Here is a 16,819-nt window from a genome sequence, read left to right as displayed (position 1 = left end):
CGCGCCTGTGACTGGGCACAGCAATACGACGTCACTCTCGAAACGGCGGCACTGTCGCCAGGAGCATTCCGAAAGGACTCCGCAGATGCAGCAGAGATCGGCCTTACCTCCCGTCGCTCAGGCCGACGAAATCGCCGCGCGCGGCTTTCAAACGCGTACGGACCTCGGCCAGCACTTCCTCAGATCACCGGAAACCGCCCGCCGCCTCATGGGCTGTGTGGACATACCCGCCGACACGCAAGTAATCGAGGTGGGTGCAGGGCTGGGCACGCTCTCCAAGACGATCGCCATGGCTGGCTACCGTATCTGGGCCATTGAGAAAGATGAGCGTCTTGGGCAGCAACTGACGAGCCAACTGACCGAGTTTGGTGACCGGGCGCGGCTCACCATCGGGGACGTGCGGCACGTCGACCTGGAACGTGGTGCCGGCGCTCGCAGCTTCCTGGTGTCGATCATGCCGTTCGACCCAGCGCTATCGCTCACCTTGATCGACCATGTGCTGAACATTCCGGCCGTGACCGGAGCTCTCGTGGTCCTCCCACGTGCCGCTGGCGACCGCTTAGTCTCCGCCGCTGAACGGCGACTGCGTGTCGCGGAGGTGGACGGTATCTCCCGGTCGGACTTCTGGCCGCCGGCACCGACAGTGCTGCGGGTGATGACCATCGAGAAGGTGCTGCCGTGCAGGATCTGATCGCGACAGCCTGCTTCCACTCAGCGCTCCCCGACGGGCAAACCACCCTGGGTGCTGTCCGCCAAGCCAAGATGAATGGCGCCTTGGTGATCGACGCGGGCGACTTCTTCTCCGGCAGCGCGTTCTACGCCTTCTCCGCTGGCCGGATCGAGCAGCGGATCCTGACGGAACTGTACGACGCGGTGATTCCAGGTAATCACGACCTGGTCGATCTCCTGCGGCTGGCCGACCCGGCTGGCTTCCCTCCCGTCGTGTGCGCCAATCTGCGGCCGCCGAGCGCATTTCGGGGCAGGTGGGTCAGCGCGCTCACGCTGCGAGGGAAAGCCCGCACGGTGGGGGTGGTGGGCTACCTCGGCGAGCAGGCATTCGAGGCGATCCCTCAGAAGGAGCGCGCCGGCTTCGTCTACAGCGCCCCTACCGCCCGCATGATCGCCTCCGAAGCGGAAAGGCTGCGCCGCGAGGGCGCCGAGTTCGTCATCGGTGTGAGCCACAGCGGCTTCCTCAACGATGTTGCTGACCAGGAAGCCGGCTGGCCGCTCGGGACGGTGATCGCCGCCCACTGCCACTCCCCGTGGTCGCACTGGGCGGACGGAGGGCGGCATGTGGCGAAGCCGCCCGCCTCCGGAGACGGATTGCTCCGTCTACAGATCAGCGGCGACGGGTTGGAAGGCGTCAGCCATATCCGAAACGCCGATGTCGCGACGGACCTCGACCGCTTGGACAAGGACCTCGCCGACTTCACCTCCTGGGGTGCGGAACGTCTCGGCACCCTACACAAGCCTCTGCCCGATCGGGACAGCGTGGCCCGAAGGCTCGCCAGCCGGGGCCGCGCCGCTGCCGCCACCAGCAGTTTTCTGCTCAACACGTACACCCTGCGCAGCGGGCTGCCGGGCACCGTCACCCGACGGGACCTCTTCCGCTGCGCGCCGTTCGACAGCGAACTGGTCGTCCTCGACGCCGGCCACCAGATCGAGGACCTGATCCGCCGGGCCCGAGAACTGGGCGAGGACGTCACCGCGTCCGCTACGCCGCCCGGGCTGCACAGCGTCGCCACGACTCGCTACCTGGCCGAGCGCCTGGCCTTGGCCTTCCGCCCTCTCGACCGGCCGTGCACCCTGCACGACCTTCTCATCGATCTCGCTCAGGAGTCCCGATGACCGACCTGCTGACCTTGACGGGCCGCGACCTGACGCACGGCCCGTCCGCCTCTCACCACTTCGCCCAGGCCCTTACCGGCCCCGGTGGCGGCCGCGCCCTGGTCGCCTTCGACGGCGCCGAACACGCGCGGAACGTGGAGCTCAGCCTGAGCCTGTTCTCCAGCCTCGGCCCGGTCCTCACCGTCTACCCGGGTGATGGCTGCTGGAGTGACCTGGCCGTCCGCGAGGACGCCGACCCCGGCCGTACGCACGGCGTCGGGGAGAACCGCCTCCACGTCGACCTCGTCGACCGCGACGCTCTACCCCGCTACATCGCCCTGTACTGCGTGCGCGACGACCCCCGCGGAGGAGGGGCCTCCGCGCTGGCCGACCTGTGGCAGGCCGCCGAGGCCCTCGGCGAGGACGACCGCCAGCTCTTGGGCCGATCCGTCTTCTCCTACTTCGCCGACCGGGACGTCCACGGCGTCGGCGAGAGTCTGAAAACCTTCGCCGTGCTGCCCGACCGGCTCGACGGCACCACGCCGATCAGGTTCACCGCCAAGATGCAGCCCCACTTGGAGCGCGGCGAGCTCACCGAGGACGACGACCCCGCCCTGGTGGCCGCCGCGTTCGGCCGGTTCGTCGACGCGGTGTACGCGACCCGCACGACGTGCCGGCTTCGGCCCGGACACCTGCTCGTCTTCGACCAGCACCGCTACGCCCACGGCCGGATGCCGCTCGGTGACGACCAGGGATCCCTGCCCGCGGACGCACGGCGGCTGCTGAAGCAGGCGTACGTCGGCGCCGCGCCGCTCGGGGGTGCCCTGTGATCCTCACCCAGACCGCCATCCGCGAGGCAGTCGAGGCCGGGGAGATCACCATCGACCCCTTCGACCCCGAGCTGCTGAACCCCAACAGCTACAACTACCGCCTTGGCCACACCCTGAAGGCGCTCACCAGCGCTCCGGCAGACCCCCGCCGCGAACCCGAGACAACCACCGTCGTCCTCCCCCCGGAGGGCTACGTCCTGCGGCCCGGGGTGGTCTATCTCGGGAACACGGTGGAGCGGATCGGCAGTAACGAGCGGGTGTCCAGCCTGATCGGACGCTCCTCGGTCGGCCGGCTCGGCTGCTTCCTGCAGATCTCCGCCGACCTCGGGCAACTCGGTGCCGAGCACTGCTGGACCCTGGAGATCACCGTCGTCCAGCTCCTCAGGGTCTACCCCGGCATGCGGATCGGGCAGGTGTCCTTCTGGCGCCCCGCCGGAGACCGGATGCCGTACCAGGGGCACTACGGCCGGATCAGCGACCCGGCGCCGTGGGCGCCGAGCCCTTTGCCCGGTGCGGTCACTCACTCGGCGCTGACCGGGCAGGAGGTGGCCGCGTGATCCTCACCGGTCCGAGAATCGGAGAGCGCGTCAAGGACGGCGGCATCCGCATCGACCCCTTCGACCCCGCCCTGCTCCAGCCGAACTCCTACGACTTCCACCTGAGTAGGCGGATCGGCTGGTACACCGACGATCTCCTCGACTGCGCGCGGGAGAATCCTTTCGAGGAGCATCCCTTGCCGGACGACGGCATGGTTCTCCTGCCGGACCGTATCTATCTCGGCTCCACCGTCGAGCGGATCGGCAGCGACCACTACGTCCCGATCATCCGCGCGAAGTCGTCGGTCGCACGGCTCGGCCTGTTCGTACACGTCACGGCCGACCTGATAGACATCGGCTCCTACGGGCAGCTCACCCTCCAGCTGCACGCTGTCCAGCCCGTCCGCGTCTACCCCGAAATGCTGATCGGGCAGGTGACGTTCTGGACACCCGAGGGTGAGATCACGCTGTACGACGGCAAATACCAGGACTCCGACGGCCCCCGGCCGTCACAGATCCACCGGGACTTCGAGGCGGTCCAGTGACCACCGCCCAGCGACTGGCCGGGCCCGGCGACCATGTGGTCGCCGTGGTTGCCCACCCGGACGACGCAGAGCTGCTCTGCTACGGCACCCTGCGCCAGGCCCGACTCGCCGGCGCAGCGGCCACCGTCGTGGTCGTCACCCACGGTGCCAACGGCGTCTCCGTGGCCGATGCGGACGCCGGCCACCGGCTCGATGAGGACGACCGGGCTACCGAGGTCCGTGCGGCCTGGACCGGGACCGGCGTCGACACCGTCTTCCTTGGCCTGACCGACGGCGCCCTGGCACCGGACCGGAACCTGATCTCCACCGTGGAACGCGAACTCGCCGGCCGCCGATGCACGGTACTCATCACGCACAGCACGCGGGCAACCAACGACCACCAGGACCACCTCGCCGTCGGCACGGCCGCCGCCAACGCGGCCACCCGCGTCCCGTCCTGCCACACCGTGCTGCACGGCGAACCCCACGCTCCCCGCTCCGGCTTCGCCCCCACCGTGCTGGTCGACATCACCCCCCTCCTCGACGACAAGGTCCTCGCCCTCAAGGCCCACCGGAGTCAGTCCGGCCGCTGGTACCTGGACGAGGACTACACCCGGCACCGGGCCGCGCAGGCCGCCTGGCGGCTGCGGCCCACCGCGGCGGCCGACGGCAGTGTCTTCGAGGCGTTCGAGACGAGCCTTCTCACCTTCACCTTCAATCCCGCGCGAGAGGAGCCCTGTTCGTGATCTACATCGAGCAGCCGCCGTTCGCCCCGTGGCTGGGTTTCTGCGAAGCCCTCATCGGTTGCGACACCGTCGCCCTGTACGACTCCGTCCAGTACACCGACGGCGGCTACCAGAACCGCAACACGATCAAGACCGCCGACGGGCCACAGCTGATCACCGTGCCGGTGGCCCGCTCCGCGGGACAGCTCATCCGCGACATCCGCATCGCGCCCGCCTTCGATCCGGACGGCATCCTGCGCCGGATCCGCCTGGCCTACGCCCGCACCCCCCACGTCGACGAGGCCCTGCACGTCCTTCGCCCCGTCCTGGGAGCCGGCCACCAGTGGCTGGTTGACCTCAACCTCGCCCTGATCGACCAGATCGCCACAGCGCTGGGTGCTGGCGCCCGAATCCTGCCGACCTCAGACATGAAGATCGACTGCGAGGACAAGACCGAGCGGCTGGCGGCCATCTGTACCCACGCCCGGGAGACGGTGCTCTGGGCAGGCTCCGGCACACGGCAGTACCTCGACACCACCGCCCTCGCCGCACACGGCGTCGACGTGATCTGGAACGAGTTCAACGGCCGGCACCCCACCTACGCCCAGGCGTGGCCGCGGCAGGGCTTCCTCCCGCGGATGTCCGTCATCGATGCCGTCTGCACACTGGGATGGGCGGGCACCGCAGCCCTGCTGCGCACCTCGTTCGGCACCTACCTGCCCCACGCCCAGAAGGGAGTCGCGGCATGACCCTCCCCCTGATCCTCACCGGCATCGACCTGCCCATGGAACCGTCTTGCGGCTCCACCATCTGGTGCAGCGATGTTTACCCCCGCCTCGACGGCTTCCGCACGGTCTTCGCCGGCCTCCCCGGCAGCGGCACCTGGAAGCACAGCTTCACCGACACCATCTTGCTCGGCGCCACGAAGCAGCCCTACGGCCCCGCCTTCGACACCTACACCGCCCGCCTGACCGAAGAGGTCGCCGACCTCCTCGAGGAACACCACCCCGACCTCATCCACGCCCAGCACCTCGGCTTCGGCCTGTCCCTCGCCTTCGCCCGGACAGCCGGGACGAGACGCCAGCGGATCCCAATCGTCTCGGTGGCCCACGGCACCGACGTCATCGCCGCCGCCGAGAACGACCAAGCCCTGAGCACTCTTCGGGAGATCGCCGCCGCCAGCGAACGCCTCGTCGTCCCCACCCCGGCCATGGCCTCGGAGGTCGACCGGCTGACCGACGGCCGCCACACCAGCCGTCTGAGCGTGGTGCCGTGGGGTATCCCCCTGCCGGAAGCGCCCTTCACACAACCTGGCGGCGGCCGACGGCTGAGTCTGGTGCACGCGGGCCGCCTGGACGCCAACAAGTTCACCCGGACCGCGATCGAAGCACTCGCCCTGACCGAAGAACCGCACCAGCTCACCGTCATCGGAAGCGGCAGCGAACTCGCGGCCCTCCAGGACCAGGCTGCCAACCTGGACCTCGGCGACCGGGCGCGGTTCGAGGCGTTTCTCCCACGCGACGAGCTGTGGTCCCGCCTCCCGGACTTCGACCTCATGTTGTTCACCACCCGCCAACTGGAGGCATACGGGCTGGTCGCCGTCGAGGCGCAGGCCCACGGCGTGCCCGTCCTGTACAGCGACCTCCCGGGCCTGAAGGACATCCTCGGCCCCGGCGCCCTGAGCTACCCGCCCGGTGATGCTGCCGCGCTGGCGGTCCTGATCGACGACTTGGCCGCCGACCCCACACGGCGGCAGACCCTGCGCGCCGACGCGATCGCCAACGCACGCCGGCACGACGTCGCGGGCACGGCCGAGGGACTGGCCGCGCTGTCCCGGTCCGTTCTGGAGGGCCTTCGGTGACCGAGACACCGCTGTACGCCAGCCGGATGTGGCCTCCGGTCCGCCCCCGGGCCGGCGAAGCGACTGCCACCACCATCGACCTGCTGCGGGACCTGGGCCTGGTCGCCCGCACCGGCGCCACCGGGGTGCACACTCTCCTGCCGCTGGGTCTGCGAGTGCACGACCGGCTGACGGCCATCGCCCGGCGCGCGTTCGAGGAGCGCGGCGCCCTCACCTTCTCCGCGCCGACGCTGCAGAGCCGTCAGCTGTGGCAGGAGACCGGCCGGTGGGACGCCTACCGCGCGGAAGGCGCGTTGCTCACCGTCACCTCCTCCGACGGTGAGGAGATGTGCCTCGCGCCCACCTCGGAGGAGATCGCGACCGCCGTGGTCCGCGAGCACCTGCGGTCCTTTCGCGACCTGCCGGTGCGGCTCTCGCTCAGCACGAGGAAGTTCCGCGACGAGATCGCCCCCCGCGGCGGGCTAATGCGCGGACGCGAGTTCGTGATGGCCGACGCCTACACCTTCGACGCCTCCCGGCAAGGGATGCTCGAATCGGTCGAGTTCCTCAACACCGCCGTCACCGCCGCCCTGACGGGCATAGGGCTGAGCGGCGTCTTCCAGGCATCGGCCGATGGCGGCAGCATCACCTCCGGCCCCAGCACCGAGCACCTGGTGCTGTCCGACACCGGTCAGAGCACGATCGCCGTCTGCGACCACTGCGGCAACCGAGGCGACGGCGCCGTCGTCGCCTCCCAGCCCCCGCCGTCCCCCCGCGACCCCGTCGTCAACGTCATCGCCCTCGCCCTCACCCACCCTGACGGCACGTGCCGCGCGGCAACCGTCTCCGTCCGCGCCGACCTCCAGGTCAGCCTTCGTAAGGTCGCCGCCGCCACCGGAGCCGTCCACGTCCGCCTCCTCGACGAGGACGCCCTCCCCGCTCTCCTCGGCAAGGAGGCCGACACGCTCACCCCGTGGGACGCCGCCGTGGCAGACAGCGTCCTGCCGCTCTACGACCAATCCGCAGCTGACCTCGAGCGGTTCTCGATCTCCGATGGCCGCGACGGACTGCGCACGGACGTCCAGTGGAACGGCACACCCGGCCTGCCCGCCCTGTCTCCGCACGGCGCCGACCTCCATCACGCCACCGACGGAAGCCGCTGCGCCCGCTGCCGCGAAGGCCACTACCGCGAGACCAGGGCCGTCGAGGTCGCCCACGTCTTCGAGCTGGGCACCCAATACTCCCAGCCCATGAACCTCACCTTCACCGACCCCAGTGGTCAGCCGGCCACGCCGTGGATGGCCTGTTCCGGAATCGGCATCACCCGCTGCCTGCAGACCGCCGCCGAACTCCACCGTGACCGCCATGGTCTCCGCTGGAAGCCCGGGACCGGACCCGCCGACCTCCACCTCACCGTCCTGCGCGCCGACCAGGCCGAGATGCGCGAACAGGCAGACAGACTCACCCAGCAACTGCACGCCCACGGCCTGCAAGTCTTCGTCGACGACCGGCCCCTGCCGACCGGCGACAAGCTCCGCTACGCCCGCCTCCTCGGCCTCCCCCACACCGTCGTCCTCTCCCCCCAGCACCCGGCCGACGAGTTCGAAGTCCTCGACCGTTGGACCGGCCGCACCACCACCGCCGAATTCAGCCAACTCCACCAAATCACCGCCGCCCGATAGCAGCCCATCCACCCACAGAAAACAGCGAATAGCGTCGCCCGTATGCACTGAGAGACGGCGACGCTATTAACGCTGCCGAAAGCGAAAATCCGCTTAATAAAAAAGACTGGCTAACCCAGATGACTGCCTGACCGGATCTCTCCGCCCACTTTGACGATACGGCTTGGGGCGTCTACGTTGCTACGTATCGTCAAAGCGACGGGTCGTAGCTCAAGGGTGGAGCACGGTCAAAGCGTGACCGAGGAGCTGGTTCGAATCCAGCCGACCCGACTCAAGAAACTGAACGGAATGCGGTAAAGCGTTGCCGATATCGACGCGCCAACGCGTCCGCCGCGATCACAGAATGGTGCAGATGAAGATTGCCATCACGGGTGGGGCCAGCGCCGGCCACGTCGTGCCCGCCCTCGCCGTCGCAGACCAGCTGAAGACCATGGGCGCCGACCTCGTCTTCTTCGGGCGCGACGGCAGCATCGAACACGACTACGCTCGCCGCGCTGCGATGCCGTTCCGTCATATCCCGTCAGCCGGGCTGCGCCGACATCGCTCATGGAGCAACGCCACCATGCCGTTCACGGTCACCCGCGGGATCCTCTCCGCCGTGAAGGCGATGCGGCGTGAGCGCCCCGACGTCCTGTTCTCCAAGGGCTCCTACGTCTCCGTACCCGTCGGCATCGCGGCCGTCCTATGCCGCATCCCCCTCGTCATCCACGAATCGGACCGCACCCTAGGGCTCGCGAACCAGATCCTGGCCCGGCTTGCCACCACCGTCTGCCTCTCCTCGCCGCTGCCAGCCGGCGCCCCGAGCTGGCTTCAGAAGAAGGCCAGGGTCACCGGCCTGCCTCTGCGTACCAACCTCGCGAACGGCGACCCCAAGCGTCTTCGGGCTCAGCTGCAGATCCCCGACGGTCGCCCAGTCCTGCTCATCTTCTGCGGCAGCAGCGGATCGCAGCGCATCAACGACGCCGTCCGGGCCCAGCTCTACACGCTGTGCGCCCGGTTCGCCGTCGTCCACGTGTGCGGGACCGGAAACGTGGATCCGGCCCTGAACGGCCGGACCGGCTACGTGCAGCTTGAATACCTCCACGACGAGATGCCCGATGCCCTCGCCCTCGCCGACCTCGTCATCGGCCGCGCCGGCGCGACGACCCTGGCAGAACTCGAGGCCCTCGATCTGCCGGCCGTCCTCATCCCCCTGCCCGCCTCGGTCAGCCGCGGCGACCAGATCGAGAACGCCCACGAGTACGCCGCCCGCAGACCAGACCGGTGCCAGGTCATCCCGGACGACGACCAACTCACCGGCGGCGCCTCATTGGCCAAGGCATGCGAAACCCTGGCACCGACGATTGGCGCACACCTTCCGCAGGCCGACCGGCAGCGGGTGAACGCCGCCGCCTCGCGGATCGCACAGATCACGATGAACGCTCGAACCGCCAGACGCGGGCGCGGCTAGCATTAACAGTCGTGGTGACCGTAGGTGTCGAGGATTTGCTCGGTGCTCTCGCCCCGGAAAACTACATGCCAGTGCATGTGCTTGGACTCCTGGTAATACCCCAGGTTCGTGGTCACCGAGCACGAACCGTGCTCCTTCTCGACTTCCGCAGCCACCTGCTGCACCAAGCCGACGACCTCGTGCAGCAGGCACGGGTCAGCGCTACCGAGGTCCGTCAGCGAAGGCACGTGCTCCTTCGGGATCACCACGATGTGCACCGGATACGACGGGTTGGTGTGGTGGAAGGCGAGAGCCCGCTCCGTCTCCGCGACCGTCTCGATCGGCACTCGGCCAGACAGCGCCTGGTGGCAGTAGAAGTCGGAAACGGCAGCACCAGTCGTCACAGCAGTCACTTCCCATGGTTGTTGGGCGATCTCGTTGCCAGCGTATCCGGCATCACTCACCGTCCAGGGTTATCAGCCGTCCCTCATGATTGCCGCGAACTCACGCTGTGCAAGAAAACGATCATTTCAAGCGCAATTTCCACCATCGGTATCGTTCCCGCACCACCACCCACCCGCTCGGGTGACGCACCGAAGGCGTTTCAGGGCTCGCGGCATCCTGATGGCAGCGGTGCGCGCACGGGCCCCGGCGCCAGGAACTGACGACCCGCCGTTCTGCTTGACAACCCAGGCAAACCGGCCTGGAGCCGGAGGCAGCACCGGGGCACTTCTATGGGAGTCGTCAACCTTTGCCATCCACGACTGCGGCCAGGACTTATCTGTTCCTCGCCCGCGGCCTCGACCCCAGTGCCTTCCATCGAACGCCACCGAGGCAGGGAGACCACGCAATGCAGATCTTTCGCCGACGGCTTCGCACAGGTTCGCGTCGGCGGGATCACCTAAGGGCTGTCCCGTTAGTGCGCTCTGGGGGCCGCGCCTCCAGAGCGCAGCCCGCCGCGTGGCACTGGAAACCGGCCGGTGAAACTGCCTTGACCTCAACTGAACCTGAGGTTCTACGGTGATCACATTCCATTGATCACGAGGAGGGGCACGTGAGCGTGACGCTCAGGGATTACTCGCAGAAAGAGTTGGCTGCTCAGCCCATCGGAGCATGGACTGGCGTGGCGTGCCGGCTGGTGGTCGGAGCCCTCCGTGAGCAATTGGCGGTGGAGGACCTCACACAGCCGCATTGGTGGACGCTCAACCACGTTGCCGGGGAGCCGGGTAAGTGGACCCGCGCAGCGTTGATCGAGCGGCTGGCGAAGTGGGACGACCTCGGGATCGACTTCAACGGTGTCTTCGATGACCTTGTCGACCGGGGTTGGCTGGCGGAGGATGCAGGGTTCATGACTTTGACCGAGGAGGGAGAGGGCGGGCGCGTTCGGGCCAAGGAGCGCAACTTGCGTGTGCATCAGCAGGTGCACGAAGGCATTGACACGGCCGACTTCGTGACCACGATCAATGTCCTGCGGCGCATGGTCGCCAATCTGGGAGGCAACGGCAACCTGCCCGACTGACGGGTGCCGCGGGCCGTCGTACACGGTGGGAAAATCTCGGCGTGTCAGGTGTGATCACGGCGTCGGAGCCGTCCTGGATAGCCCCGTTCACCGGGCTGATTCCTCGCCTGTTCGGCAAGCTGGTGACCGCACTGCGGCGCGAGGGTGCGGACGCGGTCCGCAAGGGCCGGCCGTGGAGCCTTCCGCTGGAGGACAGGGCACTGCTGGTCGCGGCCTACTGGCGCACGAACCTGACCATGCGCCAGCTCGCTCCACTGTTCGGGGTCTCGAAGTCGGCGGCGGACCGCATCATCGACAGCCTCGGGCCGATGCTCGCTCTCCAGCCCCGCAAGCGGTTCGCGAAGAACACTGTGCTCATCGTGGACGGCACCCTGGTCCCCACCCGGGACCACACCATCGCCGAGCGGTCGAAGAACTACCGGTACTCCACCAACCACCAGGTCGTCATCGACGCCGACACCCGCCTGATCGTCGTGGTCGGCCGACCCCTTGCCGGGAGCCGCAACGACTGCAAGGCATGGGAGGAGTCCGGCGCCAAAGCCGCCGTGGGCAACACCGTCACGATCGCCGACGGCGGCTACCCGGGTACCGGACTCGTTATCCCGCACCGCCGCAAGCGCGGCCAAAGCGAGCTCCCAAACTGGAAAGAGGAGCACAACAAGTCCCACAAGCAGGTCCGAGCCCGCGTCGAGCACGTCTTCGCTCGCATGAAGACCTGGAAGATCCTCCGCGACTGCCGCCTCAGGGGTGACGGCGTCCACCACGCCATGCTCGGTATTGCCCGGTTGCACAACCTTGCACTCGCTGGATAGGCAAGCGGGCCGCACGGCGGGCCAACCATGCTGGAGACGGCCTGGAGATCATTTACGGGACAGCCCTTAGGCAGGAGCGGGACGGCCCGCTTCAGGCCCAGCAGCGCATCTGATCAGCGTGAGCCCTCCCGCTAGCGGCGGCACGCTGGACCCGATGGCCCAGTTCAGCGCAACAGCGTGAACGCGAGTGCAGCAGTCGACCCCAGGGCCGTACCGCAGATCAACTGGGCCACGGTGTGCGCCTTGAGGACGCGGCGCGACCAGCCCATGGCGACGACGAACAAAATGGCAGGGAGCAACAGGGACTGGCCGAAGACCAAGAGGAGGATCATCACCGTTCCGCCGGCAACGGCGTTGTGCACAGAGATCTGCCACCAGACGGTGACGACCAGCGCACTGGAGAGTCCGACGAGCATGGCGATGACGAGGGCGAAGACCTCCTGCGGAGCCCTCAAGACGTGCAGGAGGACGATCCCGGTGACCACGGACGCCAGGGTGGCGAGGAGCGGTGCTATCCGCTGCCGGCGCACTCGGATGTGCTTGTCCGTGAGTTTCCCGCGGCGTACACCGAGGTGGATGATCGCCATGGGGACGATGCCGCAGAAGAAGGCACCAAAGAGGCCCCAGCCGACACCTGTGAAACCGCCAGTGCTGTGCCAGCCGATGACCAGGAGCAGTCCGATAACCAGGTAGGCCGGCGCGAAGAGGTCGGTGAGCGCTTTGGCCACCTTCACGCGCGGGGTCGCCTCGGCATAGGTCGGGGTCGGGGGTGCGACGAAGGTGGTCACGCTTGCTTCTCCATCGTGCGGTGGTCGGCGCCCAGAAAATCGCGGACGAGCGGGGAGTAATAGGCTTCCGACAGCTGCGTGAGGGCCGCGATCTCGGTGCGCAGGTCACGGCCGCCGCCGGCGGGCTGGTGTTCGGTGGTGTTGTCGAGCTTGGCGCCGCTGAGCTTCGCCTGGCGGGCTGCGGCGAGCCAGCAGGCTTCGACGGCGACCGCGGCCTGGGTGCCGAATAGTCCGCGTTCCTCAACATGCAGCTCCGCCCGATCGAGGACGTCCACCGTCGCGTAGCCGCTGAGCGAGAGAGCGGCGTCCCGGATCTCAATGCCTCGACGGTAGAGACGAGGGTGCACATCGCGCGGGTCCAGGCGCTCGGCGAGGGCCCTGCGAGTCGCGTGGAGGCGGACGGACGGGATCGCCTCGGTGAGGTCGAGCCACAGCGGCCGCAGCCCAAGGAGCGCAGCGCGCTTCCGCCTCCAAAGGTTCAGCGCATCGAGGGCGGGCATGGTCGTTCCCACGACGATGAGCACCAGTGCGGCTAGCAGGAAAGCCGTGCACAGGTAGTCGTCGATCGCGCCGGGGAATACCCCGTTCCCGTGGACGCGGGTGGTCACGGTCGCGGCTCTCATCACCGCGTAGAGCACGCCTGCAGCCAGACCGACGCCGACGACTCGAAGGCCCCAGCCCAGGACCCTCCCGCTGGAGTTGCCACCCCAGCGCCAGCAGACCCTCATGCCTTCCAGTAGCGAGGCGGTGAGGTAGCCGAGGAACAGCAGGGTGTAGACGACGAACGCGTAGCTGGCGACGGTGTCCGCGAAGATCACCGGAGTCTCGTACGGCTGCAGTTCGGCGAAGAAGAGGACCGACATCACCAGAGCGGTGGCACTCGAGAAGGCGATTCTGCGGCGCCGGGCCCAGGGGCCGTCAGGCGATCCGGAGACCTTCCGCAGGAAGGCGAGCAGGGCTCCGGAGGCTAGAATCCCGCCGAAGAGATGCTTCAGCAGGTACGAGAAGTCGACTATCCCTAGCGCCTCGTCCAGTGCCTTCCCTGCGGGCAGGCGCAAGGTCATCATGACGGCCAAGCCGAGGAAGGCCCACCAAAGGGTTCGATCCTGGCCCCTTCGCCAAACTTTGAGCGCTCGCCATGCGACTGTGATCCAAAGAAGAGTGACAACGATCATTCCCACGAATTGCGTCATGCGCTCTCACCAAGCAACCCTGCAGCAAGACGGTCAAGTTCGGGGTTCCGCGATTTTTGATACGGAGTCAACTTTGCAAGCCTAGCTATCCTGTTGGCCAATTGCTCGGCCTCGCGCTCTTGCGGGCTGCTGAAGTTGGCTCGTCCCAGCACGCTCCGAACTGTCTCGGACGGAAGGGCGACGAACAGGTGGCTCAGATCGACCCCCGGGCCGTCTTCATTACTGGAGGCGTGCCCGAGGAGGATATGACTGATCTCGTGCAGGACGATGTGGTCCCTGTGCAGCGGCGAGGTTGACGCCTCGATGAATATGTAGTCGGCGGTGTCCAGTTCAACCCAGACCCCGCAGAGTTCGTCGTCGGCTCCGTTGACCCCCTGCACATCCTCGATGTAGAGGGGGCGCCCGCGGCGCGCCGAGACAACCGCACAGAATGCGTTCAGGTCAAACGGCCGAGGGATCGCTATGCCCAGCAAAGGGTCTGCCTTCGCGTTCCCTACTGGCCGACACCTTGGCGACTTCTCAATTCGTTGCCGGGAGCGCAACGCTGCCTCCATGATCTTCAACCTGCGCAATGCAGGCGCTCGCTGTGCGCCCCCCAGCGCGCACTTTATGCGACCACATGTCGAAGATTCCATAGAGGCTTGGCCGGACCCGCGAAAAACGGAACTCTGCGTGGAGATACCCACTACGGAAAGCCGCCGACCCTCTACCGTCTGGGCACCCCTGAGCGATCTGTCCGGTTACGAAAGCTGCCGCACATTGGGGCGGCGCGTGAGCATTCTCACGAAGAGCGGTCAGTCGCGTTCAATCCCTCGAGTTCGCGCGCTCGCTCGATGAACGCCTGAACCGTACGGAGAGTCTCCGCAGAAAGGCCGGCCGCGCGGAGGGCGACGGAGCGGACCTGATTGTCACGCATCGACTCCAGCAGGGTGACCTCGGCCTGGACCTGCGCACCCTCCTCGTCATCGAAGAAGTACGCCGGCGGGACGCCGAAAAAGTCCGCGATGGCCTTCAGGTATTTGATCCCTGGGTTGTCGCGCCGCCCGGTGCGCAGCTGGTGCAGGAAGCTGGCGGACATGCGCGGCCCGCCTCGCTCCTCGACGCCGCGGGCCACTTCGCGCAGGGAGTAGGGCCCTCGACCTTCGGGGTGGATCACGCGGAACAGTCGATCGATCTTCTGTGCCAGCGCACCCGGCTCCCCGTCGAGCTCCTCGCTCATCACCCACACCTCGCTTCTTCTCTCGTCATAGACGCACGCCCCTCCATCAAACCACCACTGTCAACAGATGCATACAGCGCCCCGGACATTGCGAACCAGGGTCGACAGGTGTTGACATGCGTCACCGGTGATCACTTACGATCCCGGCAGGTCGTCAACAGGTGTAAACACCGGAGACCCCGGTGCTCATCCCGAGCGTGAGGCCACATACGGAAGGTAAGCGACAAAGCGACGCAGACAAGAATCTGCTGGAGGGTTTGAGAACCAAGTCTGGATCTTGACGCGGGGCTCCGCGTATGTTCGTCGACCCCGGGCGCGGTGCCCGGCCAGACGAAGGAGTCATTTGCGCGCACACCGACGCCGGGCTTCGTAGAGCCCTGTACGGCGGCGGTGTCCAGGGAGCGGGAACTCCCCGGACACCTCGCCTGATGGCAGTACCGCCCCGGGAAGGGCGGATATCGCCTCCATCACCACGCTGAACCTCTTGCCAGGGGCGTCTCAGCGTGGCAACACCAAAGGGGATTGTGGCATGCCCTCTGGCCTGTCCGAAAGCCTCGGCGGCTTCCTGCAGCCGTCGAGCCGTGCCTCCCGTCCGCGAACGGGGGGCCGCCGATGAGCGCCGAAGCCCGCGAGTGGGTGTGGGAGCACAGCTCCAGCCGCGGAACGGCCCGGCTGGTCCTGTTGTCGATCGCCGACCGGGTGCCCGACGAGCAGTGCGTCGCCTGGGCGTCGCTGTCCAGTCTCGTCGAGCGAACCCAAGCCTCACGCACTGCGGTGCGTGCCGCTCTCACCAAGCTGGTGAGCAGCGGCGAACTGGAGCAACGCGAGGACCTCGATGGCCCTCAGCGCACCACCGTCTACCGGCTGCCCCGTGCTGCGGCCTATCTCGCCGTGCTCCAAGCAGCCTGGGAGCGTGATCCGGAGGGCGATCCGCCGGTCTACTCCTGGACCCATCCGGTGCCCGACCTCCGGGTCGAGGGTCTGCGACGGTACGGCATCCGGCGCGTTGAGGGTACGGAATCCGACCCCTCCGCACTGGCGAGTGGGGGGCAGGAATCTGACCCCTCCCGTCGGAATGTGACCCCCCGAGGGTACGGATTCCGACACCTGGGGGGTACGGATTCCGACCCCCAGAACCGTAGTGAACCGAAGGTGAACCGTAGGAACAGCAGTGTGGGTGCCGCTGTCACCTCGGCTGCCGACTGGCAGGTGGACCAGGTCACCCACACCTGGGCCCTCCAGAACGGTCACGTCGAACGGCTCGGTGAGGACGGTCTGCGTGCCGCCGACGCGAAGTGGCGAGCCCACCGCTCCAGCCACCCCCCGCGGCCTGCGGCGGCCTGGGCGGCCGACTGGCGGTCCTGGATCGCCCGCGAGCACTCCCCCACCCCCTTCGGCCCGCCCAACTCGCCCCACCAGGGACGCGGTACTTCACCCGCCGCAGGCAAGGGCATGACGCGCGTCCAGGCGCACACCGCCGCCCTGATCGCCGCTCTCGAGAAGTCGACCCCGAAGGGAGCCGCCCGATGACCCCGCATGAGATCGGCGCCCTGCTCGCCTACGTCGGCCGCCTCGACCCGCGGCTGCTCCGTACCGACGAGCACGAGGCCGGTGACCAGATCGGCCAGTGGTACGAACTCCTGGAGGACGTGCCTGCGGTGACCCCACACGGCTGGGACGCCCGGGTCGCCGCCCGCTCCCACATCCTCAACTCGCCCTACCCGATCATGCCGGTGGACATCGCCCGCCGCTGGCGCGCGTACCAGCGCGACCGCCTTGAGCGGCACACGGACCCCACTCCCGCCGCCGATCCGGACGACCAGGCCGCCTGGCAGGCGGAGCTGGTGGCCACCCGGCAGGCCGTCGCCTCCGGCGCGGCGCAGCCCGTGGCGCAC

General features: G+C 67.8%; 18 protein-coding genes and 2 pseudogenes. 15 read left to right on the top strand and 5 right to left on the bottom strand.

What is annotated here, in order from left to right:
• Positions 1-85: 85 nt before the first annotated feature.
• From HW445_RS00360 to HW445_RS00310, 11 genes and pseudogenes are all read left to right on the top strand, one after another.
• Positions 86-691 carry an rRNA adenine N-6-methyltransferase family protein gene (locus HW445_RS00360; protein ID WP_180218992.1) on the top strand — a complete coding sequence of 202 codons (606 nt, stop codon included), beginning with the start codon at positions 86-88 and terminating at the stop codon, positions 689-691.
• Entirely contained in the window at positions 679-1,848 is a 1,170-nt protein-coding gene (locus HW445_RS00355; protein ID WP_180218991.1) for a phosphodiesterase, read from the top strand. Before HW445_RS00360 ends, HW445_RS00355 begins: the two co-directional genes overlap by 13 nt.
• Positions 1,845-2,657, top strand: a complete 813-nt coding sequence (locus HW445_RS00350; protein WP_257230723.1) for a TauD/TfdA family dioxygenase — start codon at positions 1,845-1,847, stop codon at positions 2,655-2,657. Before HW445_RS00355 ends, HW445_RS00350 begins: the two co-directional genes overlap by 4 nt.
• Complete coding sequence (locus tag HW445_RS34225; RefSeq protein ID WP_180218990.1) at positions 2,654-3,214, top strand: deoxycytidine deaminase; 561 nt, start codon at positions 2,654-2,656, stop codon at positions 3,212-3,214. The genes HW445_RS00350 and HW445_RS34225 overlap by 4 nt, the downstream gene beginning before the upstream one ends.
• Complete coding sequence (gene dcd / locus HW445_RS00340) at positions 3,211-3,738, top strand: dCTP deaminase (RefSeq protein ID WP_180218989.1); 528 nt, start codon at positions 3,211-3,213, stop codon at positions 3,736-3,738. The genes HW445_RS34225 and dcd overlap by 4 nt, the downstream gene beginning before the upstream one ends.
• The gene (locus tag HW445_RS00335; RefSeq protein WP_308797993.1) at positions 3,735-4,463 is read left to right on the top strand and encodes a PIG-L family deacetylase; all 729 of its coding nucleotides are present in this window, start codon (positions 3,735-3,737) and stop codon (positions 4,461-4,463) included. Before dcd ends, HW445_RS00335 begins: the two co-directional genes overlap by 4 nt.
• Positions 4,460-5,191 (top strand): WbqC family protein, encoded by a 732-nt coding sequence (locus HW445_RS00330; RefSeq protein WP_180218988.1) that lies wholly within the window; start codon positions 4,460-4,462, stop codon positions 5,189-5,191. The genes HW445_RS00335 and HW445_RS00330 overlap by 4 nt, the downstream gene beginning before the upstream one ends.
• Complete coding sequence (locus HW445_RS00325; RefSeq protein ID WP_180218987.1) at positions 5,188-6,303, top strand: glycosyltransferase family 4 protein; 1,116 nt, start codon at positions 5,188-5,190, stop codon at positions 6,301-6,303. The genes HW445_RS00330 and HW445_RS00325 overlap by 4 nt, the downstream gene beginning before the upstream one ends.
• Entirely contained in the window at positions 6,300-7,964 is a 1,665-nt protein-coding gene (locus HW445_RS00320; protein ID WP_308797990.1) for an aminoacyl--tRNA ligase-related protein, read from the top strand. The genes HW445_RS00325 and HW445_RS00320 overlap by 4 nt, the downstream gene beginning before the upstream one ends.
• Before the next feature lie 199 nt (positions 7,965-8,163).
• Positions 8,164-8,234: pseudogene (locus HW445_RS00315) on the top strand.
• An 82-nt stretch (positions 8,235-8,316) separates the two neighbouring features.
• Positions 8,317-9,414, top strand: coding sequence for a glycosyltransferase (locus HW445_RS00310; RefSeq protein ID WP_180218986.1), 1,098 nt, complete (start codon positions 8,317-8,319; stop codon positions 9,412-9,414).
• Between the two features lie 2 nt (positions 9,415-9,416).
• Here HW445_RS00310 and HW445_RS00305 read toward each other — a convergent pair whose 3' ends face one another.
• Positions 9,417-9,797, bottom strand: a complete 381-nt coding sequence (locus tag HW445_RS00305) for an HIT family protein (protein ID WP_180218985.1) — start codon at positions 9,795-9,797, stop codon at positions 9,417-9,419.
• 650 nt (positions 9,798-10,447) lie between these two features.
• Between HW445_RS00305 and HW445_RS00300 the strand changes: the two genes are divergently transcribed.
• Together HW445_RS00300 and HW445_RS00295 are read left to right on the top strand one after the other, a co-directional pair.
• Positions 10,448-10,912 carry a MarR family transcriptional regulator gene (locus tag HW445_RS00300; RefSeq protein WP_180218984.1) on the top strand — a complete coding sequence of 155 codons (465 nt, stop codon included), beginning with the start codon at positions 10,448-10,450 and terminating at the stop codon, positions 10,910-10,912.
• A 41-nt stretch (positions 10,913-10,953) separates the two neighbouring features.
• Positions 10,954-11,724 carry a transposase gene (locus HW445_RS00295; RefSeq protein ID WP_180218983.1) on the top strand — a complete coding sequence of 257 codons (771 nt, stop codon included), beginning with the start codon at positions 10,954-10,956 and terminating at the stop codon, positions 11,722-11,724.
• A 164-nt stretch (positions 11,725-11,888) separates the two neighbouring features.
• On the opposite strand, the gene HW445_RS00290 is transcribed toward HW445_RS00295, so the two are convergent.
• The 4 genes from HW445_RS00290 to HW445_RS00275 all read right to left on the bottom strand — a co-directional run bounded on the left by HW445_RS00290 (position 11,889) and on the right by HW445_RS00275 (position 14,924).
• The gene (locus tag HW445_RS00290) at positions 11,889-12,512 is read right to left on the bottom strand and encodes a hypothetical protein (protein ID WP_180218982.1); all 624 of its coding nucleotides are present in this window, start codon (positions 12,510-12,512) and stop codon (positions 11,889-11,891) included.
• Positions 12,509-13,687: an MAB_1171c family putative transporter gene (locus tag HW445_RS00285; RefSeq protein WP_306673247.1), complete on the bottom strand. Its 1,179-nt coding sequence runs from the start codon at positions 13,685-13,687 to the stop codon at positions 12,509-12,511. Before HW445_RS00285 ends, HW445_RS00290 begins: the two co-directional genes overlap by 4 nt.
• 14 nt (positions 13,688-13,701) lie before the next feature.
• The gene (locus HW445_RS00280; RefSeq protein WP_180218980.1) at positions 13,702-14,268 is read right to left on the bottom strand and encodes an ImmA/IrrE family metallo-endopeptidase; all 567 of its coding nucleotides are present in this window, start codon (positions 14,266-14,268) and stop codon (positions 13,702-13,704) included.
• Positions 14,269-14,486: 218 nt separating this feature from the next.
• Positions 14,487-14,924 (bottom strand): helix-turn-helix domain-containing protein, encoded by a 438-nt coding sequence (locus HW445_RS00275; RefSeq protein ID WP_180218979.1) that lies wholly within the window; start codon positions 14,922-14,924, stop codon positions 14,487-14,489.
• Between the two features lie 612 nt (positions 14,925-15,536).
• Between HW445_RS00275 and HW445_RS34330 the strand changes: the two genes are divergently transcribed.
• Both HW445_RS34330 and HW445_RS00265 read left to right on the top strand, forming a co-directional pair.
• Positions 15,537-16,454 (top strand): helix-turn-helix domain-containing protein, encoded by a 918-nt coding sequence (locus HW445_RS34330; RefSeq protein WP_180218978.1) that lies wholly within the window; start codon positions 15,537-15,539, stop codon positions 16,452-16,454.
• Positions 16,451-16,819 (top strand): annotated as a pseudogene (locus tag HW445_RS00265) (hypothetical protein); the annotation flags it as partial. The gene HW445_RS34330 and the pseudogene HW445_RS00265, both read left to right, overlap by 4 nt.

The organism is Streptomyces sp. UH6, assembly GCF_013421635.1.
Classification (GTDB): domain Bacteria; phylum Actinomycetota; class Actinomycetes; order Streptomycetales; family Streptomycetaceae; genus Streptomyces; species Streptomyces abyssomicinicus.
Note: the sequence above shows the minus strand (reverse complement) of the source record. Positions and strands in the feature narration are given on the sequence as shown.